We start from the raw sequence: 21,501 nt of genomic DNA on the forward strand, positions 1-21,501 counted from the left end.
GTTAGTTGTTATGAGATAAGCAAACGCCTCGAACCGGTATAGGGTCGAGGCGTTTTTCTATTCTGACAAAGAGAGATTAATTAAGGATTAACGTTGCGATTGATTGGGTTTTGCAACGAGATCAGCGTTTCCGTCGATTGCACCTCATCGATCGCCTGTAGCTTATCAATCAACACATATTGCAGCTCTTCAATCGATTTACACATCAGTTTGACGAAGATGTTGTATGCCCCAGTGGTGTAGTAAGCCTCGACTACCTCATCTAATGCATTCAGCTTTTCTAAGGCGGAGTGATAATCACGGGCCGCGTTGAGGTTAATTCCGATGAAGCAACAGACGTCATAACCGAGTTTCTTAGTATTCACGATCACTTCCGTTCCCTCGATGATATCGGCTGCTTTCATCTTCTCGATACGAACATGAATGGTCGCAGGGCTGACTTCAAACTGTTTCGCCATCTCGGCATAAGGTGTTCGAGCATCTTCCATCAAGGTTTTTAGAATCGCACGGTCTAGATCATCTAGGCGAGGTAGGTTGGCGTCCATCAGTGTCTCTGTGTTTGTCTCTTCGAGTGGTTTTACGATAGCACAAAAGATTGGTATGCCTTGCCAAAATCATTACACTTACAGCGACCCTTTATTCTGGAGAGCTCCCTTTGCAACTCAACCTTATCTGTGAAGATCCATCTTTATCCCCTCGTTTAGAAGAACTGGCAAGCCGCTGGAAGCTGACTCACGATGAGTTGAGCCTGTTTGCGTTGGTGCTTACCTCTGAGCGTTTAGAGCTGCGTAAGGTCGATGAGCCAAAGCTTGGGGCTATTTATGTTGATCTCGTCGGTGGTGCTGTTGGCCATCGCCGTAAGTTCGGTGGTGGTAAAGGACAAGCGATCGCAAAGGCTGCGGGTTTGAATAAAGGAGCAACGCCTACGGTGCTTGATGGCACAGCTGGTCTAGGCCGAGATGCGTTTGTTCTCGCCTCCTTGGGTTGTAAGGTTCAGATGGTTGAGCGTCATCCTGTGGTGGCAGCTTTACTTGATGATGGTTTAGAGCGTGCTAAGCAGGACCCCGATATCGGTGGCTGGGTGAGTGAGCGTATGTCGTTAATTCATGCCTCTAGCCTTAATGCTTTGGATGAACTCGCGAGCGATACTAGTTTCGATAAGCCCGATGTTGTGTATCTCGATCCGATGTACCCGCATCCAGAGAACAAGAAAAAGTCAGCGCTAGTGAAAAAAGAGATGCGCGTATTCCAATCTTTGGTGGGTGCAGACCTAGATGCCGATGGGCTGCTGAAGCCTGCATTAGAGTTAGCAACAAAGCGTGTGGTCGTTAAGCGCCCAGATTACGCAAATTGGCTTGATGAACAAAAACCAAACATGGCGATAGAGACCAAAAAGAACCGTTTTGATGTATATGTAAAAGCATCAATGACTTAGTTGCAATGCTCTCATGGTTGCGTATTAAAAGTGAGAATTTGTGCTTGATTAGTGCGCAATCTAAAGGTATATCTAACTAAGAATTATTCCTATTCTTGGTTGGAGCCGTTAGATGACCAAACGTTTTTGTAAGCTGAACCGCCGTGATATCGCCGCAAACTTGGGAGAAATTCACCGCTTGGTGAGTGAGCCTAAGTTCGTTTGTCGTTCGTGTGCACGTTCTTCAGCAAGCAAATCCAGCCTATGTAAACCTTCTGCAATACCACCGGCAAGCTGCCAAGCTCTTCCTGATAAAGAGAAAGCCGCTTGTGGCCTGCTTGCTGAAACTATCAAGCCTCAACCAGAGCATGTTGCGTTAGTGAAAGAGCTCCGAGCCCAAAAGCGTGCTGCAAAGCAGCAGCGTGAAGCGGTTAAAGCCCAAATCAAAGTAACAGAGCCATCAGCGTTGTTAGAAGTGGTTGCCCCAGCTATCGAAAGCGAGGTTTCGGTTGAGGATAAGAAGTCTCTCAAGCAAGCGAAGAAAGCCCTTAAAAAGCAGAGGAAGTTTAATAAGAAACTGGCAAAAGTTGTGAAGAAGCAGCAAAAACTGCTGAAGAAACAACAAGCATTGGTCGAGAAACACAATAAACTTGAGAATAAATTCAGCCAGATCAACCAAGACATCACTCAATTTGATGACAAAAAGCAGATGACAAGCCAGCTTCACTAAACTGAACGACGAATATGAAAAGAGCGACCATTGGTCGCTCTTTTCGTTTTCAGGTTTATCTGGATCTAACTCTAGTTTGTTAAGCCTGAGCTCGAGATTGGGTAACGCGCTTTTTCACCCAAGTCTCATTGATGAACAGTGATAACAAGATAATGGCGCCACCGATGGATAAGCGAACCAAATCCACGTCACGATTCCAGATCAGGATGTTGACGATAAGGCCTGCCGGTACCAAAGCATTGTTCATCACAGCCAGTGCGCCTGCATTGACCATGGTCGCACCCTTATTCCAGATAAAGTAACCTAAGCCAGATGCGATTAAACCAAGGTAGATTAATACACCCCATTGCAAGCTGGTGGTTGGCAGCTTTTCAATGTTACCCATGAGTGCGAATGCCACACTCGCGACACACAAAGCCCCAAGGTAGAAATAGCCAAAGACGGTGCGCTGCGGCAAATCAACAGGTTCTTTTTCCATGATCACCTTGTAGCCAACCTGACCAATCGCAAAACAAAGGTTCGCTCCCTGAACAACCAAGAAGCCCATCAAGAAGTTCTCGTTGATCCCCGCGAACTTAATAAATGCAGCGCCTGCTACTGCGATCACCGCGGTGACCAAATACCAAGGTGAGAACTGACCTTTTAAGAAATCGTACAGCAAGGTGACGTAGATAGGGGTGAAGACGGTAAACAGCAACACCTCAGGCACAGAGAGCAACAAGAAGGATTGGTAGTAGAAGCAATACATTAAACCGAGCTGGAAACCACCAATGGTCATCAACTTACCGATCAACGCTTTAGATACGCCACGGAATTTAATGAAAGGAAGGAAGACGACACTCGCTAGCGCGATTCGGATCCAAACGGAAAACCAAGAGTCGACCTGACCTGCGAGGTAGACGCCGATCAAGCTAAATGAAAATGCCCATAAGAGGGTAACTGCTGCTAAGTAATTCATTCTGTTGTTCAGGTAGTGAATTGATGGCAGCAGTCTAACTAAGTTTCAGCCTTAGGTGTTAGCCCTCTTCGCCTTTCAATGGTATGACCAATAGATCCACCGGCGTCACATTGATGAGCTGACGAGTCGAGGAAAGCAACTTACTCCAGAAATCTTGGTGGTGACCACAGATCAGCAGGTCAACGCTTTTCTCATTGATGGTATCGGTCATTTCATTGCCTAAATCACCGCTGCCTACCAAGGTGTGCTTGATAGGGAAATCGGCATAAGTTGCCAGCTCTTGCAGTTGCTGCTTAGAAGCTTCCAATGCTTGATGGTGGGTCTCTGCTAGGTTGATGTCGATTAGCCCTGTGTAGAGCTCTGCATAGTTCACATCGATATGGATAAAGGATACCTCAGCGTCTAGAGGCTTCGCTAAGGATACCGCTTTATCTATGAGTATTTTGCTCTCGTCTGAAAGGTCTATTGCGACCAGTATGTGTTTGTAACTCATAACGGTTTCTCCATATTCACTCGCTATCTAACTAAATCCTAGCACTAGCAAAGGTAATTTTTTGTCGGGGTGATCTCATATCCACTTACTGACATACAAAGGACTCAGAGTTGAGGAAATCGCTATTTTTATTAACAAATCGATAAACCTTAAAGGTTCGTGATATAGTGCTGAGCAATGTAATTCAATAGTTAGGAGTCGTCCGATGTTGTCTCAAAATATGGTTGCGCAATTGAATGAGCAAATTAATCTCGAATTTTTCTCATCCAATCTATACTTACAAATGAGTGCTTGGTGTGAAGATAAAGGTTTCGAAGGTGCAGCAGAATTTTTGCGTGCTCACGCCGTTGAAGAAATGGAGCATATGCAGCGCCTATTTACTTATGTAAGCGAGACAGGTGCGATGCCAATTTTGGGTGCTATTGAGGCACCAAAACACGATTTCGCTAGCCTAGGTGACGTATTCCGCGAAACTTATGAGCACGAGCAGATGATCACGGAGAGGATTAATAAGCTCGCGCATGTCGCATTCACAAGTCAGGACTACTCAACGTTCAACTTCCTTCAGTGGTACGTTGCTGAGCAGCACGAGGAAGAGAAGCTGTTTAAAGGGATCTTAGATAAGCTAGAGCTCGTTGGCGAAGATGGTAAAGCACTATTCTTCATCGACAAAGACCTAGCGCTAATGGCAAAAGAAGGTTCATCTTCAATTATGGATGCTCCTGCTGAATAAGATGAAGCTAGGCTAACGTCAGTCTGACTCAATCAGACTAGCCTTGCACTGGTCATCTTTTTTGGGAGCTACATTGATGATGTAGGGAGGAAAAGATGATCAGTGGTGACACGATTCTAATCACACTCATGCTGGTAACAGCAGTCAACTTCGCGCGCTATATTACTGCGTTACGTTCACTTATTTTCATCATGCGAGAAGCGCACCCGCTGTTATATCAACAGGTTGATGGTGGCGGTTTCTTTACTACGCATGGTAATGTCGTTAAGCAATTCCGTTTATTTCACTACTTGAAAAGCCGCGAGTACCTCCATCACCATGATGCGTTGTTTACGGGTAAATGTAATCGCGTACGTGAACTATTTATTCTTTCGTGTGCATTACTTGGCGTCACCTTGCTAGCGGCGTTTGTGGTATAGATATTTTTGTAGAACGGCTCGAATGCCGTTAGAATAGCGTTGTTTTTGAGCAAGAAGGATGTGCACATGTGGCGCATCCTTTTTTATTGCTGCAAGAGATAAATAACCTCAACTCGGGATAATCTAAGCCATTCAGCACAGCTTCTTAAGCGCCTAACATCGTTAAAATCAACACAATAGACTAGCTATTGATTTATGATTTTGCCTTGTTATGCATCTTAATTAGCCGCACTGACTGAAAGGCAAGGTTAATGGTATGAAATGTAAGGGCTAGAGACTTTCTTATCCCGAGTTGAGGTTAAATAGTTTGATACAACGTAGAGAGAAACATGAGCGAGAAGTTTGACGTCGTCATTATAGGCGCAGGAGCCGCGGGTTTAATGTGTGCTGCAGAAGCTGGTAAGCGTGGCCGTAAGGTTTTGGTGCTAGATCATGCCAAGAAGCCAGGACGTAAAATACTGATCGCTGGTGGTGGTCGCTGTAACTTTACCAACTACGATGTATCAGCTAGCAACTACCTGTGCCAAAACCCGCACTTTGTGAAATCAGCTCTGTCACAATACACCAACTGGGACTTTATCTCTATGGTGAGCAAACATGGTATCGAGTTCGAAGAACGCGACCATGGCCAATTATTCTGTGTTGGTGACTACGACTCAAAAGACATCGTTAAGATGCTGCTCGCCGAGTGTAATATGCCAAATATCGCTCTGCGCTACCAGCAAGACGTGCATTTGATTGAGAAGGTGGAGTCAGGTTACTCACTACACTCGAATACTGATGTGATTGAGTGTGAGTCCTTGGTGATTGCCACTGGTGGTCTATCTATGCCAAAACTGGGAGCGACACCATTTGGTTACAAGGTGGCTGAGCAATTTGGTCTTCCTGTACAGCCAACTACTGCCGGTCTAGTACCATTTACTCTACACAAGCAAGATAAAGAAGACCTAGAGACACTCTCTGGCATTGCTGTACCAGCAGAAATCACGGCAGAAGATGGCACTTTGTTCAAAGAAGCGCTGTTGTTCACTCACCGTGGTCTATCTGGTCCGTCAGTGCTGCAGATTTCATCTTTCTGGAAAGCAGGCCAGAGGGTAACGATCAATCTAGTACCAAACGAAGATATTGAAGCCCTGTTAACTAACTCTCGTGAGAAGCACCCAAATCAGTCTCTTAAAAACACCTTAGCCAAGGTACTGCCAAAGCGTTTAATCGAAGTGCTGATTGAGCGTAAAGAGCTAGTAGATAAGCCATTGAAACAACTTAACCATAAAGAGTTTCAACAGGTTATTGATACCTTAGAACGTTGGGAAATTGCACCAAATGGAACTGAGGGCTACCGAACGGCAGAGGTGACCTTAGGCGGTGTCGATACTGATTCGCTTTCTTCCAAAACTATGGAATGTAAGAAGATCAAAGGCTTGTACTTCATCGGTGAAGTGATGGACGTTACCGGCTGGTTGGGGGGCTACAACTTCCAATGGTGCTGGAGCTCAGGCTTCGTAGCAGGGCAGTGGGTTTAAATACTGCTTTTGAGTTATTCATGTGAAAACAGCCGCGAAAAGCGGCTGTTTTTGTATTGATTGATGAACCAACGCGTTATTGCTCTACGCTGGCATCATTTCCAAAAAATCATTTACTTCCTGTCGAACTGAGGCGACATGACTACCAAAGATAATCTGGATAGAGTGGCCTTTGGTGACGATACCCATAGGGTTCGATTCCTGAATTTTCGCTTCATTGACCAAATCAGGATTGTGAATTTCAACACGAAGACGGGTGTAGCAGTTTTGCACATCAATGATGTTCTCTTTGCCACCAAGCCCTTCGATGATAGCGACTGAATTAAACTCACCCACAGACGCATCGATAGCAGCAGTTGTTTGGCGCTCTTTGTAGTCAGCTTTAGTATGAAGCTTCATTTCGGCTTCGCCACGACCAATGGTTTTCAGGTTTAGGTACTGGATTAAGCCACGGAAGATGAAGTAGTAAACCACCATTTGAACCAGACCAATCGCAACGTACATCGGCCAATCAGTTTTATCTGTACCTAACGGAACATTGTAAACGATGAAGTCAATTAGACCACCTTTACCCACCGCTACGACATCTAAGACAGAGAGTAGAGCCATGAATAGACCGGTTAGTACCGCGTGAACAACGAACAGTAGCGGTGCTACGAATAGGAAAGAGAACTCGATAGGCTCTGTGACACCAACAAGGATTGAAGATGCAACCGCAGGGAATACAATCGCTTTTACTTTCTCTTTCTTGTCTTGGTCTGCGCAGTGGTACATTGCAATACCTGCACCTGTTAGACCGAAGATCTTCACCAAGCTACGAGAGTCGAAAATGATTGAACTAGATAAACGAGTTGTTTCAGGATCACCAATCTCAGCTAAGAAAATGTTCTCAATACCACAGTAGCTTTGCCCTGCAACATCTAGACAGCCACCAAGATCAGTAAAGTGCATTGGAACCCAAAGTAGGTGATGGAGGCCGGTAGGAATCAAGATGCGCTCAAGGAAACCATAGATACCCACACCCATAGAACCTGCGCCACGAATGTTTTCACCAAAGCCGAAAATTGCTTGCTGTACTGGTGGCCAGATATGAGTGAATAAGATACCAGTTAAGATTGCAGCCGGAATCATGATGATAAGAACTAAACGAGATTCACCGTATAGTGATAGTGCGCCTTTTAGTACTTTTTGGCTGTACTTGTTGTGGAAGTAAGCATTAAGAATACCGATCAGCATACCCACGAAGATACCTGTATCGACAACTTGTAAGCCCATGATGGATGCTTGACCGGTACCACCAAGGTCACCATCGATAAGCAAGCCGTTCACTTTCATGTAAGTGTTCATCGTGTACAGATACACGAAGTAGATGATCATCGCATTGAAGCCAGCCAAGTGTTTATCTTTCTTAGCTAGACCAACGGAAATACCAACAGCAAAGATAATGTGCAGGTTGATCAGTACGCTGAGTGTTGACCAAACCAAGACTTCCCCCATTCCCTTAAAGAATGGAGTATCAAGGAAAGGAAGTACTTCAACGATTCCAGGGTTAGTAATTGCAGCGCCAATTGCAATCACAAACCCCACTAGTGGCAATACATATATCGGAGCCAACATAGCCCGAGATAGATCGCTCATGTAGGAGGTAATGGATTCTTTATTCATCATTCATATCCCTAAATTAGCTATTTATTTTTTAATGTTTCTGCAAATAGCTTTATAGATAAGAAAGATTATAACAACTTTATTGTGGTTATTATGTGATGGATAACCTATTATAATACTAATTTGTCATGTTATTATATTAACCATATAACCTATTTTAAGGAAGACGTTGTGCTATATATAAAAGTATTAGAAAGCCTAAAAGAAAAAATAAACGCCGATGTTTATAGCGTAGGAAACGCACTCCCAACAGAAAAACAGCTTATTGATGAATATCAAGTCAGCCGTATCACTGTACGTAAGGCTGTCGATGAATTAGTGAAGTTAAAATTGGTAGAGAAGCGCAGGGGCTCCGGAACTTATGTTCTAGAGAAGCAGCTTTCTCATCAAATGAACACATTAGCCGGAACGTCTGAAATCCAACATGGCAACAACAAAACGGTGAAATATAAGGTAACTCAATTCTTTATGGATACAGAGAATGTCTCTGTTCATAAGTTACTTGGGCTCAGTGAAGACGAGCCTTTGTACTATATTCGCCGCGTTAAATACATCGACGACCAGCCACGGATTGTCGAAGATAGCTATATGCCTGTGGCCCTTTTTCCAGATCTGAATATCTCAACTTTAGAAAAATCCAAGTTTGATTATGTCGAGCATGAAAAACAGATGACCATTGAAGGCAGCCGACAAGAGTTCACAGCAGTAGAATCAAATGAAGATATTATGAAGTTGCTTGGTTTGGAAAAAAGTCATCCTATTATCAACCTGAGATCGATCTCCAACTTAACAGATGGTCGCAAATTTGATTATACCGAAGCGTGGTTTCACCCAGACGCTCATAAGCTAGCAATATACCTCCCTCGCCATAATTGATTATGTTTCATTAAGTTATATATAACCTATATTAAATAACTTTTGAAATAGATCACATCAATTGATTATTTAATTTGTCATGTCGTGCTGAAATTATAAGGATATAACCAATTTTCGAATAGGTCATAAAAATAGATGACCTTTAATGAAGTCAAATTGGAGTTGGTTATGACTAAAGAATCTCAAATTATCGCTATTGCTGGTGGCGGCTCAACATACACAGCAGGTATCGTTAAAGCACTTCTGATGAAGGGTGAAGATTTCCCAATCGCAGAAATCCGCATGTATGACATCGACAAAGAACGTCAGGACAATGTTGCAGTATTGGTAGATTACGTTGTTAAAACTCACGCTCCACATGTAAAGCTCACGGTAACTACGGAGCCTGAAGTTGCTTTCTCACATGCTGACTTTGTTTTTGCTCAAATTCGTGTGGGCCAGTACAAAATGCGTGAATTTGATGAAAAGATTCCACTTCGCCATGGTTGTGTTGGTCAGGAAACATGTGGTGCAGGTGGTCTTGCATACGGCATGCGTACCATTTTCCCAATGATTGAGTTGATCGACCATATGGAGCGTTTCGCAAAAGAGACGTGTTGGATGTTGAACTACTCAAACCCTGCAGCAATCGTAGCTGATGCTGTTAATCGACTGCGTCCAAATGCACGTGTTCTGAACATCTGTGATATGCCAGTTGCGATTGAGCGTAACCTATCAAATATCCTTGAGGTTAACCGATACGAGCTAGATGTGGAGTACTTTGGTCTTAACCACTACGGTTGGTTCACTTCTATCAAGGTTGATGGTGAAGAGAAGATCCCTCAATTGCGAGAGCACATTAAGAAGTTCGGCATGCTCACTGAGCAAGAAGTCGAGAATGCATGTCACTCAGAACCATCGTGGATCAAGACATTCAAAAATACTCAGCCTCTTGTTCAGATGTTCCCTGAGTACATCCCGAACACCTACCTACAGTATTACTTAATGGCTGATGATATCGTTGCTCAATCTAACCCAGAGCACACTCGTGCTAATGAGGTGATGGAAGGTCGCGAGAAGAAAATGTTTGAAGCGATTGAACAAATCAAGGCTTCTGACGGTAACGTAGAAGGTAAATTCCACGTTGGTGTACACGGTGAGTTCATTGCCGACGTAGCAATGTCTATGGCTTATGACCTGCGTCAAAAATGGTTAGTGATTATTCCTAACAACGGTCTCATTAAAGGCCTACCAGATGATGCTATGGTAGAGGTTCCTGCACTACTTGGCCGTGATAAAGTCTACCCGATTCAAGTGGGTGAAGTGCCACACTTCTATCAAGGTATGCTGCAACAACAATTAATGTCTGAGAAATGTATCGTCGATGCAGCGATTGAAGGCTCTTACGATAAAGCCCTTCAAGCGTTCACACTAAGCAAGACGATTTCTTCTGCTAAGGTTGCGAAGAAGATCCTTGATGAGATGATTGAATCGAATAAAGACTACTGGCCTGAACTGAAATAACAGAGTAAGTACAAATGAAATTCAAACAGATTAAAGATTTAAACGCATCTGCGGTTGGTTTCGGCTGTTGGGCCATTGGTGGGACATGGAACAATGTCTCAGACCAAGAGTCCATTCGTGCTATCAAGGCTGCGATTGACACTGGAATTAACTTTTTCGATGTAGCGCCTGTATACGGTAAAGGGCACGCTGAATCCGTTCTTGGTGAAGCACTCAAAACGGAAAAACGTGAAGACATCATTATTGCCACTAAATGCGGTTTGCCATGGTCTCAAGATGAGCGTAAGAAGACGCGTAAAGACTTAACAAAAGCAAGCATCTTCAAAGAGATTGATGATTCTCTGATGCGTTTGCAAACAGATTATGTTGACCTGTACCAAGTACATTGGCCAGATCCTAATACGCCGATTGCTGAGACTGCAGAAGCGCTGGCTGAGTTGAAACAGCAAGGTAAGATCCGTCACGTTGGTGTATCTAATTACTCGTTAGATATGACTCGCGAGATGATGGAAGGTGTTGAAGTGGCGACGTTCCAAGGCCTTTACAACCTTCTGGAGCAAAACCCTGAGCACTACCACAATATTCCGCTGCAGTATCGTGCACGAGAAGAAGCGCTGCCATTCTGTCACGACAATGACATGAAGTACCTGCCTTACTCGCCATTAATGCAAGGCTTGCTAACAGGCACATTAAAGCGTTCAGGTAACTGGGATGAAAACGATGATCGTCGCAACAACCCTAAGCTGAATGGTGAAGCGTTCGAACCTTACTTCAACTGTGTGGAAGAACTCAAAGTACTTGCTCAAACAGCGAATATTCCTTTGGCGCATCTCGCTATTCATTGGCTTGTTGCTCAGCAAGACGTGGGCCCGGTAATTGCAGGTGCTCACACGGTTGAACAGGTGAAAGACAATGCTTCATTCGTTCAGTCAACATCAAGTGCCGAGTTGCTTAAGCAAGCAGAAGAAATTGTGGCAAAGTGGAATCTAAAATAGGTTTTACCAAATAAAACAAACCCCAGCGAACACTTGTGTTTCACTGGGGTTTTCTTTTTGGGGCTAAGCCTCTTGCTCAGAAGACTCCGAGGCTTTATACATCCGATAAATCGTCATCAAGTTGGTGATGATGAATGTTCCCTCAACCAAACTTCCCCCGATGGAACCTAGCCATAAATTGTGTGTGAACCAGCAGCAAGAGTTAAACAAGATCACGCTGCGCATTTTAATTCCCTTTAACGAGAACAGAGCCCAAGTACCTGCGGCTGAACCAATGATGGTGAGTGCCTCTATGGGCGCGCTTAGCTGTGGAACCGTCATAGCAATCAATAAGCTGATGAATACCCACATAACCCAGCGAGATTGGGTTTTGATTGAGACAAATGCGCGAACGCCATTGATGGTCACCCCGATCGCAGCGACCATCGCATCCATCATGAAGAAGTGCACGGCTATGATGAAGCAAAACGTCACCATGCCGTAGCGAAATTTGAGGTCGTCTTTCTGAAGAAAGGCAAACACACCACAAAGAAAAGCAATACCACCAACGACTTGTGCAGCGATCATCTCATCACCTTTTGGTTTGAGGTTAGTTCAAGCGTTCAGCTAAGTACGCTAAGCAAGTATCTGGACTGGTTAAAACGGGCAAGTTACTCACAATGAGTGGAGCAGCATCCGTCATTGATGCTTGGGCAAGAACGACGGCTTGATATGTGTTTTCTTGCTGCAATGATTGAGAAACGCAGTCAGCAACGAATTGATTGAAGGCATTGAGTTGTTGGCTTGCATAGAGATCCCATGCGCCTTCTACGAATAAGAACTCGAAGAGTGTATTCGGTGCTTGTGACTCTAGCAGCTCACGAGTGGGCTCGATGGTGCTCTCTAGAGTGACTGCGACTAAGCAAGTCGTGTATTTAGCACTGAGCTGTGCCATCGGTTTATCGACTCGAAAGACTTGCTCATTGGGAAAACTATCAGCTACAGGACCAAGTGTTGAACAGGTACACACAATGTAATCGATACCGTTATTGAGTTGGTTTTCGAGGTAAGCGTGTATTGCTTGAGTGGTTTGTGTGTTCTGACCGTGGGTACGAATATCGGTAAGGAAGGTTTCTTGTACATCATGGCTGATGGTGTGCTGAGGAAATTTTTCTTCAGCAAGGGGCGCAAATAGATCTGTATTGCTGCCAAGAGTATGAAGAAACAAGATATTCATAACGATCCTTTTGGTTGTGCAGATACAAAAACCTCTCCGTTAGGAGAGGCTTTAATCGATGCTTCTGATTAAGAGTTAACTAACTCTACCGCTTCGCGAGTTAGGCGTGCAAGCTCTTCCCACTCACCTGCTTCAATCAGCTTTTTATCTACCATCCAAGTACCACCACAAGCAAGAACGCGTGGAACTGCTAGGTAGTCTTTGATGTTTTTCGGGTTAACACCGCCAGTAGGCATGATGTGAACATCTCCGTATGGTGCAAGTAGAGCTTTCACCATGTTAACGCCGCCTGATGCTTCTGCTGGGAAGAACTTAAGCGTTGTTAGACCCATTTCCAGTGCTGCTTCGATTGCGCTTGGGTTGTTTACGCCCGGTACGATGTCGATACCAATCTCTTGGCACGCCTTAACTGTGTTTGGATTGAAACCAGGCGATACGATGAAGGTTGCACCTGCTTCTTTTGCAGCGATAGCTTGCTCTTTGTTTAGAACCGTACCTGCACCGATAAGCATGTCTGGTTGTGCTTCGCGAAGTAGACGAATAGCCTCTACTGCTGCATCAGAGCGGAAGGTAATTTCTGCTGCCGGAAGACCGTTCTCTGCAAGTACTTTGCCCAGTGGAATGATGTCTTCCGCTTTGTCGATAGCGATAACTGGAATAACTTTAAGCGCTTTTAGCTGCTCGTTGATAGTAGACATGATAAATCCTTGGTAATTAATTCTGTTTTTGAGTCACAACGTCAGTGGCTGATTTTGGGATGATTGCGCCACGGTGTTGGATCACAACGCCGGCAAGTGCATTACCGCGTTGGCATGATTGTTCTAAGTTTCCGCCTGCTAGATAGCAAGATAAAAAGCCGCCATTGAACGAGTCACCTGCTGATGTGGTATCCACTACCGTTTCAACGGGGGTTGTTGGTACGGCATAGCCATTGTCGCTAGTGGTGTCACCGACTAAGCAGCCTTCTTCACCAAGTTTTACAACAGCTTTGGTCACCCCAAGTTTTTGTAGACGGTCTAAGGTCTCTTGAGGTGTCTTATCACCCCAGATAAGTTGCTCGTCATCAAATGTAACTAACGCTAAGTCCGTCGCTTGATACATGGCTTGGTAGTTTTCTTTAACCGTTTTTAGCTCATCATTTGGCCACAGAGCAGGGCGGTAATTGCTATCAAATGAGACCTCTACCCCTTGGCTGCGCAAGTTAGCAAGTAGCTCTAACAGCTTAATGCGATCTTCTTCTGGCAAAATCGCTAGGCTGATACCACTGACAAACACCATATCCATCTTCGACAGAGACTGTTCAATCTGGCTAAAGTCTGGATGTTGCAGTAGGTAACGAGCTGGTGATTGATTGCGCCAGTATAAGAACGTGCGCTCACCTTGGTCATCCAGTTGGATCAGGTATAGACCTGGCGTACGGTTATCATCACGCAACACAAGGTCAGTATTGATACCCTCGTCGTGCCAGCGTGAAACCATGCCTTCACTGAGAGGGTCAGTACCCATAGCAGACACGTATGAAACGGTGATTGGTTGGTCTTCAGTGTTGAGTTCGCAACCGCGGCTTAGGTAAACCGCGGCATTTAGCGTATCTCCACCAAAGGTTTGGTGCATTGCGCCGAACGGTTTGCCGTTCAGCTCAATCATGCACTCTCCGATAATAGCGATATTCTTCATAACAGGCTCTTACGCGAAGTAACGCTTGGCGTTGTTGAAGCAGATATCTTCTACCATTGGACCAAGCAGAGACATATCATTTGGCACTTCACCATTTTCTGCCCAGCGGCCAATCATGTCACATAGGATTCGGCGGAAGTACTCATGGCGCGTGTACGATAGGAAGCTGCGCGAGTCAGTCAACATACCCACGAATTGGCTTAGCAGACCTAGTTGAGACAGTTGCTCCATTTGGCGTTGCATACCGTCTTTTTGGTCGTTGAACCACCAACCTGAACCAAACTGAATCTTGCCTGCGATGCCACCACCTTGGAAGTTACCAATCATGGTTGCCATCATCTCGTTGTCACGAGGGTTTAGGCAGTAAAGAATGGTCTTTGGTAGCTCGTTCGTCTTGTCCATGTCATCAAGAAGATGAGCTAGTTCGAATGCAAATGTACGGTCGCTGATTGAATCGAAACCTGCGTCTGCACCAAGTAGTTTGAACATGCGAGTGTTGTTATTGCGCTGAGCACCAATGTGTAGCTGCATCACCCAACCCAGTTTCGCGTAGCGCTTACCAAGCCAAACTTGAACGGCTGTAGAGAATTGCGCACACTCTGTTTCTGATAGCACCTCACCGTTTAGGCGGCGAGTGATTAGGCTATCCAGAGCCTGCTCTGATGGTACTTCTGCGTAGCGAACCACTTCGATACCGTGGTCTGCCGCACGACAGCCATGAGCATCAAAGTGCGCTAGGCGCTTGTCTAGAGCGTGAAGCAGGGAATCAAAGTTGGTAATTTCAATATCCGCTGCTTGCCCCAGTAGTGTCATGTAATCAGCAAAGCCATCCAGTTCAATCTTGAATGCTTTATCTGGACGCCAGCTCGGTAGTACTTCAACATCAAAGCTCTCATCTTCGGCAATGGCAGCATGATGTTCTAATGTGTCGATAGGGTCATCGGTCGTTCCCGCCATCACTACGTTCATCTGTTTCATGATGCCGCGTGCAGAGAATTCAGGTGTTTGTAAAAGCTCGTTGCATTCATGCCAAATGCTATCAGCCGTTTCCGGGTTAAGCAGTTTGTTAGTGATGCCGAATGGACGGCGAAGCTCTAGGTGCGTCCAGTGGAATAGAGGGTTGCCCAGTGTCATTGGAACGGTTTTCGCCCACGCTTGGAATTTCTCGTACTCGCTTGCATCACCCGTGATTAGGCGTTCTTCAATACCTGCCGAACGCATGCCACGCCATTTGTAGTGATCGCCTTCTAGCCAGATTTGACTCATGTTTTCAAACTGACGATTCTGAGCGACTTCTGCCGGGTTTAGGTGGCAGTGGTAATCAAAGATAGGCTTATCTTTTGCGTGCTCATGGTAGAGACGGCGAGCCGTCTCATTGCTTAGTAAGAAGTCATCACATAGAAAATCTTTCATTTCTTTTTCCTCTTAAAGTGCAGCAACAGTTGCACGAGCACCGTTTTCAATCAGAGATTGATACGCAGAGCTCACCGCGTCGATAACTTGTGGGTTTTGGCCAATTTCAGGAGCAAAGATCGCTTCGATAGCCAGTAGTGCAGGAACAACGGATACGTTCTGACCGTGCTCATCACATACTGCTTTTAATTGATCTGCCATTGGGTCACGAACATCAATCTCGTTACCTTGCTCATCAACGGCTGATACGTAACGCATCCAACCAGCAATACCTGCTGCAAGCCATTTGAAGTCAGAGCCTTGCTCTAGGTGGAAACGTAAGCTGCCGCCCATACGCTGAGGGATCTTCTGGCTGCCATCCATCGCGATTTGCCATGTTTTGTGCTTCAGGCTTGGATTGGTGAAGCGGTCGATCAGTAGTTTCGCGTAGCCTTCCAGATCTGTACCTTCTGGCATGCTAAGAGACGGTGCTTGAGCCTTCATCATCATGTCGAATGCTGCTTTGCGGTAGCCTTCGTCAGTCATTGTGTCTGAGATGTGTGCGTAACCACCAAGGTAACCAAGGTAAGCAAGGAAAGAGTGACTACCGTTTAGCATGCGAAGTTTCATTTCTTCATATGGCACTACGTCAGCAACAAATTCTGCGCCTGCGATGTTCCAATCAGGGCGACCAGCAACGAAGTTATCTTCAATTACCCACTGACGGAATGGTTCACATGCGATGCCACATGGGTCTTGAACACCCAGTAGCTCAGTGATTTCGTTCAGTGTTTCTTCTGTTGCAGCTGGAACAATTCGGTCAACCATAGTACATGGGAACGTCACATTTGCTTCAATCCAAGCACCTAGCTCTGCATCAAGCAGTTTAGCGAATTCAAGAATTGCTGCTTTTGCTACGTGACCGTTCTCTTGAACATTGTCGCAAGACATCACTGTGAATGGTGTTAGGCCACGCTCACGACGTACTTTTAGAGCCTGAACGATGTAACCCAGAGCCGATTTTGGCTGAGTTGGGTTTTCTAGGTCTGCAACAACCAGTGGGTTGTTCTTGTCTAGCAGACCCGTTGCAGGGTCTGCACAGTAGCCTTTTTCCGTGATAGTCATTGAAACGATAGCCACTTGTGGCTCAGCCATCTTTTCGATCACAGCCTCAATGCCGTCAAAGCTTGGATGTAGAGATTCATTGACTGAACCAATCACCTTTACATCCGTCGACTCAGCACCCTTTTCAGCAACTGTGTATAGGTGGTTTTGCTCACGCAGTGACGTGATTAGGTCTTCACCGCCGAACAGGTTTACTTCACAAATACCCCAGTCACTCTCTGATTTACGTGCAACTTCATCAGTAAAAAGACCTTGGTGGGCGCGATGGAACGCGCCAAACCCTAGGTGAACGATTCGAGATTTTAGCTTTGAACGATCGTAAGTTGGTTGGCTTACAGATTCGTTAAGCGTTTGATTGCTAATGTTTGTCATGAATCAGTTCCTTATTTCGCTGCTGTTAGAGGGAAAGCCATACCGTTTTGGTATGTTTCACCATTGATGATTAGCTGACGAGTTTCACCTTGAGGAAGGCTTAGTGTCAGTGCATCGTAAGCGGGTTTAAAGTCACCTGTACGAGTGATGCTTAGCTCAATTGTGCTGTTATCACATGTCATTTTGATGTCTAGTGTGATGTGCTCACCAGATTGGTAACCATTTGTCTCACCATCATCATCGAATAGGCTGCATGAACTGCTGCCCACACCTTGAATTGGGTAAATGTTCAGACCGCGACGGTTATCTTTCTTCGCATCTGCATTCGCAATACGCTCACTTGTAGGGATGATAGAACCTGCACGAGCTAGAAGAGGGATGCGTTCAAGTGGAGCATCAACCGTTACTGTGCTGCCTGCGCTGTACCATTGACCTGTGTAGTAGTCGTACCAACCGTTTTGGTTGTTTGGTAGGTAAACCTCACGCTCACGCTGACCTTCTTCAACCACTGATGCAACCAGTAGATCTTTACCTAGTAGGTAGTCATCATTCTCAACGAATGTGTTTTCATCGTGCTCATGATCTAGGAACGTTGGACGCAGCATTGGCTCGTCGTGAGCGTGTGCTTGGTATAACGAATCGTAGATGTATGGAAGAAGCTGGTAACGAATCTTCATTGCGTCACGAATAATTGGAGTCACGGTTGGGTGCATCCACGGTTCGTTTACGCTGCCGTCGTCATTCCAAGAGTGGATAGTGAAACGAGGGTTCATTACGCCATTTTGTACCCAACGTGCGAACAGCTCTGGATCCGGCTTTTCACCAGAGAAACCACCCACATCGTGACCTAGGTTGTATAGACCAGATAGGCTCATACCCAGACCCATCTTGATGTTGTACTTCAAGCTCGTCCAGTTAGTGCGGTTATCACCACTCCAAGTTTGAACGTAGCGGTTCATGCCTGGGCAACCAGAACGAGAGATTAAGTACGGACGAATCTCTGGAGCGTACTCTACTTGCGCTTCGTACGATGCACGCATCATTAGAAGAGGTTGCAGAGGACGAATTAGGCTAACTGGGATTTCTTTACCGAAACCAAAGCAGCGAGCGCCTTTGTCCCAAATTTCGTATTCATTGTTGTCGTTCCACGTTGAGTCGATGCCTTTGTCTAGCAGTTGCTCTTTAACGTTGTCTTGCCACCATTTCACTGTGTCTGGGTTTGTGAAGTCTAGGTGTGAGCCATCTGAATCCCAGAATACAGAGTTTTCTGGTTGATCGTATTCAGAGTCTTTGATGAATAGACCTTTCTCTTTTACTTCTTCAAAGCGTGGGTGGCTGTGCAGTAGACAAGGCTTAATGTTTGCAGCCAGTTTTAGACCATTGTTGTGGAAGTGGTCTGCCATCGCATTTGGATTTGGCACTTTGTCGTAGTTCCAGTTGAACACGTAGCGTAGGTCACCAATTGATGTGTAACCAGAAGAAAGCTGGAATGAATCACAAGGGATACCGTTGTCTTCACATTGGTCAACAAAGCCTTCAAGTAACTCTTGAGAGTTTGGCGCGTCGGTGTATTGCATGGTAGAACCGCTGTAGCCAAGGCTCCATTTAGGACCAAATGCTGTACCACCAGTTAGGCGAACAAATTGTTTGGTAACGTTCTTAATGCTATCACCGTACATGAAGTACAGATCTAGATCGCCATCTTCAGCGCGGTAGCTACGGTATTTGATGTGGTAGTTATCTAGCTCGTTACCTAGATCGAACCAGCAGCTCGCAAGGTTATCGTAGAACACACCAAAAGATGCTGCACTTTCGTCAGTGTTGGTTTTAGTAATGTAGAAAGGAACGTGCTTGTATAGAGGATCTGTTGAGCTTGCATCGTAGCCCATCGCGTCTAGGTTGCGCATTTCAAAGCGACGACCTTCACGGTTTAGGTTACCCGTCTTCTCGCCTAGTCCGTAGTAGTATTCGTCATCACCACGGTTCATGAAGTGGCTGATGCCTGGTTCAGTCACGCCTAGTTGGTAAGCGCCTGTTTTGCGGTCTTTAGTCAGTGGTAGCCACTCGCCGTTTACTTTGTGTTCCCATTCCATCCAAAGTGGTTGGTTGAGCGTTAGGCGCAGTTCTTCTGTTTCAACAACCAGTTGCTCTTCGTTGTGAGTTAGCTCGAAGCTAGGAAGAGAGAAACCTTCTGTAGACATACGGTCGCGACCTTCCCAAGGTACATCTTGGCCGTCAGGAGCAATCATCCAAGTGCGATCTAGGCGAAGCTCGTTTTTACGCTTGATAAGTACACGAATCAGGTTTGTCTCCAGCACGAACAGGTGCAATGCGTGCTTTTCATCCACATTCAGGATGATTTCGTTATTGTCTTGCTGGTTGAAGGTCCAGTTTCTAAGGCTTTTCATTGTGAATTCCTGTCGAATGAGAGAGCCCATTTCTAAGGGCTCTCTGTTTTATTTATTTGGGTAACGTTATGTCTGCTAGGCGATTTAGTAGCCTAGGAATAGCTGAGGTAGTGTAAGGCTGATTTGTGGGATGAAAGTCACCAGCATCAGCGCCAGTACCAATACCGCATAGAATGGCAGTAGAGGTTTGATAACTTTGTCGATCTTCACCTTTGCAACTGAACAACCGATAAATAGTGCAGAGCCTACAGGTGGAGTACAGATACCGATTGCTAGGTTGAATGTCATCATGATACCGAAGTGTACTGGGTCCATACCTAGGTCCATTGCGATTGGCAGGAAGATAGGAGTGAAAATCAGTAGCGCTGGAGTCATGTCCATGAAGATACCAACGATCAATAAGATAATGTTGATAATCAGTAGGATGATGATTGGGTTTTCAGAAACAGCCAGTAGTGCGTCACTGATCATGTATGGGATATCAGCGTTTGCCATTGCCCAAGACATACCCATGGATGCGCCAATCAGCAGTAGAACGATAGAAGTGGTTACCACAGACTCTAGGATGATAGATGGTAGCTGCTTAATCGTTACCTCACGGTAGAACACGACAGCGAGTAGCAGTGTGTATACCACAGCGATAGCCGATGCTTCTGTTGCAGTGAAGATACCACCAATGATACCGCCCATGATGACGACGATTAAGCTCAAGCTTGGCAGTGCATCCCAAGTTTTCTTTAGTACTTCAGAGCCGCTTGGTTTTGGTGAAACAGGGTAGCCACGACGTTTGGCGATGATGCCCGCAACGATCATTAGGCTTAGACCCATCAGTAGGCCAGGGATGTAACCACCAAGGAATAGTGCACCGATTGATGTACCACCAGAGATTAGCGAGTAAACGATGAAAGTGTTACTTGGTGGAATCAATAGACCAGTAGGACAAGACGTGATGTTCACGGCTGCAGAGTAAGACTCGTCGTAACCTTCTTTTTTCTGTAGTGGCGCCATTGTGCCACCTACAGCCGCTGCTGATGCTACCGCTGAACCAGAGATTGCACCAAACATCATGTTTGCTAGAACGTTTACGTGAGCCAGTGAACCCGGTAGACGACCACCAAGAACTTTAGCGAATTCAATAAGACGAAGTGCGATACCGCCTTGGTTCATGATGTTACCCGCAAGGATGAAGAACGGGATTGCTAGTAGCGCAAAGCTATCTAGACCCGATGCCATTTTTTGCGAAATAACCGCAATCGCTGCATCAAATGGCAGAGAAAGCATAATAGTAAGTAGGGATGCGATACCGATCGCAAATGAAATTGGTACACCTAACCCTAAAAAGAGGAAGAAACTACCAAATAGTACAATAATGACTTGCCATTCCACGGTGATATTCCTTATTTATTATTCTTAGGATTAAGCTGGATTTTTTAAATTAGAAAGGTTGTCCATGATGTCTTTGATTAAATAAATCATCATGAAGACACCACTTAATGGAATAGCGGCATATATAAAGCCCATCTCTATTCCAAGAGCAGGTGAAACTTGACCGGTTGCGAGAGTTTTAAGCATTAGTTTGCCACCACCGTATGTCAGGATTACGGAAGCGAAAACCATGCTGATGGCATTGATGACAAGCCTTAGTTTTTCATGTTTTGCTTTGTCGTGTTCCATCTTCATAGCAAGTAGGTCAATCGCTAGGTGACGCTTTTGACCTAGCGTATAAGCTGCGCCCATTAGACCTACCCAGATAAACAGAAAGCGGGCTACTTCATCGGTCATGGTGCTCGGAATATTGAGTACGTAACGAGAAAACACCTGCCAAACAACGCAAGCAACCAAAACACTACTCAGAGAGATACAGAATAAAGAAAGCACTTTATTCATTATCGTAATGAGCTTATTCATAAAGTCTCCTAGGTGACGAAATATATAGTTCGTCATGAGTGATATATAAAAGGGGATAATTCTTTAAGTTGAACGGATTTAAACACAGACTTGT

21 protein-coding genes are annotated in these 21,501 nt (G+C 45.2%); 8 read left to right on the forward strand and 13 right to left on the reverse strand.

Annotated elements, in window-relative coordinates:
- Window positions 1-80: 80 nt before the first annotated feature.
- Window positions 81-545, reverse strand: coding sequence for a transcriptional regulator AsnC (gene asnC / locus DPF91_RS16590; protein ID WP_117235562.1), 465 nt, complete (start codon window positions 543-545; stop codon window positions 81-83).
- Between the two features lie 110 nt (window positions 546-655).
- Here asnC and DPF91_RS16595 point away from each other — a divergent pair, with 110 nt between their 5' ends.
- Window positions 656-1,435: a class I SAM-dependent methyltransferase gene (locus tag DPF91_RS16595; protein WP_117235563.1), complete on the forward strand. Its 780-nt coding sequence runs from the start codon at window positions 656-658 to the stop codon at window positions 1,433-1,435.
- Window positions 1,436-1,547: 112 nt separating this feature from the next.
- Window positions 1,548-2,144: a hypothetical protein gene (locus DPF91_RS16600; RefSeq protein WP_117235564.1), complete on the forward strand. Its 597-nt coding sequence runs from the start codon at window positions 1,548-1,550 to the stop codon at window positions 2,142-2,144.
- A 79-nt stretch (window positions 2,145-2,223) separates the two neighbouring features.
- Here the strand turns inward: DPF91_RS16600 and DPF91_RS16605 are convergent, their stop codons facing one another.
- Window positions 2,224-3,102, reverse strand: coding sequence for a carboxylate/amino acid/amine transporter (locus tag DPF91_RS16605; protein ID WP_117235565.1), 879 nt, complete (start codon window positions 3,100-3,102; stop codon window positions 2,224-2,226).
- A gap of 58 nt (window positions 3,103-3,160) precedes the next feature.
- Complete coding sequence (locus DPF91_RS16610) at window positions 3,161-3,595, reverse strand: universal stress protein (protein WP_117235566.1); 435 nt, start codon at window positions 3,593-3,595, stop codon at window positions 3,161-3,163.
- 205 nt (window positions 3,596-3,800) lie between these two features.
- On the opposite strand from DPF91_RS16610, the gene ftnA reads away from it, so the two are divergent.
- The 3 genes from ftnA to DPF91_RS16625 all read left to right on the forward strand — a co-directional run bounded on the left by ftnA (window position 3,801) and on the right by DPF91_RS16625 (window position 6,270).
- Window positions 3,801-4,328: a non-heme ferritin gene (ftnA, locus tag DPF91_RS16615; RefSeq protein ID WP_117235567.1), complete on the forward strand. Its 528-nt coding sequence runs from the start codon at window positions 3,801-3,803 to the stop codon at window positions 4,326-4,328.
- 95 nt (window positions 4,329-4,423) lie between these two features.
- On the forward strand, window positions 4,424-4,747 hold the full coding sequence (gene uspB / locus DPF91_RS16620) for a universal stress protein UspB (RefSeq protein WP_117235568.1): 324 nt from the start codon (window positions 4,424-4,426) through the stop codon (window positions 4,745-4,747).
- Between the two features lie 329 nt (window positions 4,748-5,076).
- Window positions 5,077-6,270: a BaiN/RdsA family NAD(P)/FAD-dependent oxidoreductase gene (locus tag DPF91_RS16625; protein ID WP_117235569.1), complete on the forward strand. Its 1,194-nt coding sequence runs from the start codon at window positions 5,077-5,079 to the stop codon at window positions 6,268-6,270.
- Window positions 6,271-6,354: 84 nt separating this feature from the next.
- Here DPF91_RS16625 and DPF91_RS16630 read toward each other — a convergent pair whose 3' ends face one another.
- Window positions 6,355-7,938 carry a PTS transporter subunit EIIC gene (locus DPF91_RS16630; protein WP_241033847.1) on the reverse strand — a complete coding sequence of 528 codons (1,584 nt, stop codon included), beginning with the start codon at window positions 7,936-7,938 and terminating at the stop codon, window positions 6,355-6,357.
- 168 nt (window positions 7,939-8,106) lie between these two features.
- Between DPF91_RS16630 and DPF91_RS16635 the strand changes: the two genes are divergently transcribed.
- The 3 genes from DPF91_RS16635 to DPF91_RS16645 all read left to right on the forward strand — a co-directional run bounded on the left by DPF91_RS16635 (window position 8,107) and on the right by DPF91_RS16645 (window position 11,309).
- On the forward strand, window positions 8,107-8,811 hold the full coding sequence (locus DPF91_RS16635) for a GntR family transcriptional regulator (protein ID WP_123766768.1): 705 nt from the start codon (window positions 8,107-8,109) through the stop codon (window positions 8,809-8,811).
- A 168-nt stretch (window positions 8,812-8,979) separates the two neighbouring features.
- Complete coding sequence (locus tag DPF91_RS16640) at window positions 8,980-10,314, forward strand: 6-phospho-alpha-glucosidase (RefSeq protein WP_117235691.1); 1,335 nt, start codon at window positions 8,980-8,982, stop codon at window positions 10,312-10,314.
- A 14-nt stretch (window positions 10,315-10,328) separates the two neighbouring features.
- Window positions 10,329-11,309: an aldo/keto reductase gene (locus DPF91_RS16645; RefSeq protein ID WP_117235572.1), complete on the forward strand. Its 981-nt coding sequence runs from the start codon at window positions 10,329-10,331 to the stop codon at window positions 11,307-11,309.
- Between the two features lie 63 nt (window positions 11,310-11,372).
- On the opposite strand, the gene DPF91_RS16650 is transcribed toward DPF91_RS16645, so the two are convergent.
- The 9 genes from DPF91_RS16650 to DPF91_RS16690 form a co-directional block, all read right to left on the reverse strand.
- Window positions 11,373-11,876: a YgjV family protein gene (locus DPF91_RS16650; RefSeq protein ID WP_117235573.1), complete on the reverse strand. Its 504-nt coding sequence runs from the start codon at window positions 11,874-11,876 to the stop codon at window positions 11,373-11,375.
- A 22-nt stretch (window positions 11,877-11,898) separates the two neighbouring features.
- Window positions 11,899-12,525 (reverse strand): hypothetical protein, encoded by a 627-nt coding sequence (locus DPF91_RS16655; protein ID WP_117235574.1) that lies wholly within the window; start codon window positions 12,523-12,525, stop codon window positions 11,899-11,901.
- Between the two features lie 68 nt (window positions 12,526-12,593).
- The gene (locus DPF91_RS16660) at window positions 12,594-13,223 is read right to left on the reverse strand and encodes a bifunctional 4-hydroxy-2-oxoglutarate aldolase/2-dehydro-3-deoxy-phosphogluconate aldolase (RefSeq protein WP_117235575.1); all 630 of its coding nucleotides are present in this window, start codon (window positions 13,221-13,223) and stop codon (window positions 12,594-12,596) included.
- A 16-nt stretch (window positions 13,224-13,239) separates the two neighbouring features.
- A complete protein-coding gene (locus tag DPF91_RS16665; protein WP_117235576.1) occupies window positions 13,240-14,202 on the reverse strand; it encodes a sugar kinase in 963 nt (320 codons plus the stop codon).
- Window positions 14,203-14,211: 9 nt separating this feature from the next.
- On the reverse strand, window positions 14,212-15,615 hold the full coding sequence (uxaC, locus tag DPF91_RS16670) for a glucuronate isomerase (protein WP_117235577.1): 1,404 nt from the start codon (window positions 15,613-15,615) through the stop codon (window positions 14,212-14,214).
- Between the two features lie 12 nt (window positions 15,616-15,627).
- Window positions 15,628-17,091: a fructuronate reductase gene (locus DPF91_RS16675; RefSeq protein ID WP_117235578.1), complete on the reverse strand. Its 1,464-nt coding sequence runs from the start codon at window positions 17,089-17,091 to the stop codon at window positions 15,628-15,630.
- Window positions 17,092-17,102: 11 nt separating this feature from the next.
- The gene (locus tag DPF91_RS16680) at window positions 17,103-19,499 is read right to left on the reverse strand and encodes a glycoside hydrolase family 31 protein (protein WP_117235579.1); all 2,397 of its coding nucleotides are present in this window, start codon (window positions 19,497-19,499) and stop codon (window positions 17,103-17,105) included.
- An 84-nt stretch (window positions 19,500-19,583) separates the two neighbouring features.
- The gene (locus DPF91_RS16685; protein WP_117235580.1) at window positions 19,584-20,885 is read right to left on the reverse strand and encodes a TRAP transporter large permease; all 1,302 of its coding nucleotides are present in this window, start codon (window positions 20,883-20,885) and stop codon (window positions 19,584-19,586) included.
- Window positions 20,886-20,915: 30 nt separating this feature from the next.
- A complete protein-coding gene (locus DPF91_RS16690) occupies window positions 20,916-21,407 on the reverse strand; it encodes a TRAP transporter small permease (RefSeq protein ID WP_117235581.1) in 492 nt (163 codons plus the stop codon).
- Between the last annotated feature and the right edge of the window lie 94 nt (window positions 21,408-21,501).

The sequence above is a fragment of the Vibrio maerlii genome (assembly GCF_003415655.1).
Classification (GTDB): domain Bacteria; phylum Pseudomonadota; class Gammaproteobacteria; order Enterobacterales; family Vibrionaceae; genus Vibrio; species Vibrio maerlii.

Excerpts from the sequence above, each read along its gene's own strand:
- asnC (WP_117235562.1), bottom strand. The coding sequence starts at position 545 with ATGGACGCCAACCTACCTCGCCTAGATGATCTAGACCGTGCGATTCTA.
- DPF91_RS16600 (WP_117235564.1), top strand. The coding sequence starts at position 1,548 with ATGACCAAACGTTTTTGTAAGCTGAACCGCCGTGATATCGCCGCAAAC.
- DPF91_RS16605 (WP_117235565.1), bottom strand. The coding sequence starts at position 3,102 with ATGAATTACTTAGCAGCAGTTACCCTCTTATGGGCATTTTCATTTAGC.
- DPF91_RS16610 (WP_117235566.1), bottom strand. The coding sequence starts at position 3,595 with ATGAGTTACAAACACATACTGGTCGCAATAGACCTTTCAGACGAGAGC.
- ftnA (WP_117235567.1), top strand. The coding sequence starts at position 3,801 with ATGTTGTCTCAAAATATGGTTGCGCAATTGAATGAGCAAATTAATCTC.
- uspB (WP_117235568.1), top strand. The coding sequence starts at position 4,424 with ATGATCAGTGGTGACACGATTCTAATCACACTCATGCTGGTAACAGCA.
- DPF91_RS16625 (WP_117235569.1), top strand. The coding sequence starts at position 5,077 with ATGAGCGAGAAGTTTGACGTCGTCATTATAGGCGCAGGAGCCGCGGGT.
- DPF91_RS16630 (WP_241033847.1), bottom strand. The coding sequence starts at position 7,938 with ATGATGAATAAAGAATCCATTACCTCCTACATGAGCGATCTATCTCGG.
- DPF91_RS16640 (WP_117235691.1), top strand. The coding sequence starts at position 8,980 with ATGACTAAAGAATCTCAAATTATCGCTATTGCTGGTGGCGGCTCAACA.
- DPF91_RS16645 (WP_117235572.1), top strand. The coding sequence starts at position 10,329 with ATGAAATTCAAACAGATTAAAGATTTAAACGCATCTGCGGTTGGTTTC.
- DPF91_RS16650 (WP_117235573.1), bottom strand. The coding sequence starts at position 11,876 with ATGATCGCTGCACAAGTCGTTGGTGGTATTGCTTTTCTTTGTGGTGTG.
- DPF91_RS16655 (WP_117235574.1), bottom strand. The coding sequence starts at position 12,525 with ATGAATATCTTGTTTCTTCATACTCTTGGCAGCAATACAGATCTATTT.
- DPF91_RS16660 (WP_117235575.1), bottom strand. The coding sequence starts at position 13,223 with ATGTCTACTATCAACGAGCAGCTAAAAGCGCTTAAAGTTATTCCAGTT.
- DPF91_RS16665 (WP_117235576.1), bottom strand. The coding sequence starts at position 14,202 with ATGAAGAATATCGCTATTATCGGAGAGTGCATGATTGAGCTGAACGGC.
- uxaC (WP_117235577.1), bottom strand. The coding sequence starts at position 15,615 with ATGAAAGATTTTCTATGTGATGACTTCTTACTAAGCAATGAGACGGCT.
- DPF91_RS16675 (WP_117235578.1), bottom strand. The coding sequence starts at position 17,091 with ATGACAAACATTAGCAATCAAACGCTTAACGAATCTGTAAGCCAACCA.
- DPF91_RS16680 (WP_117235579.1), bottom strand. The coding sequence starts at position 19,499 with ATGAAAAGCCTTAGAAACTGGACCTTCAACCAGCAAGACAATAACGAA.
- DPF91_RS16690 (WP_117235581.1), bottom strand. The coding sequence starts at position 21,407 with ATGAATAAGCTCATTACGATAATGAATAAAGTGCTTTCTTTATTCTGT.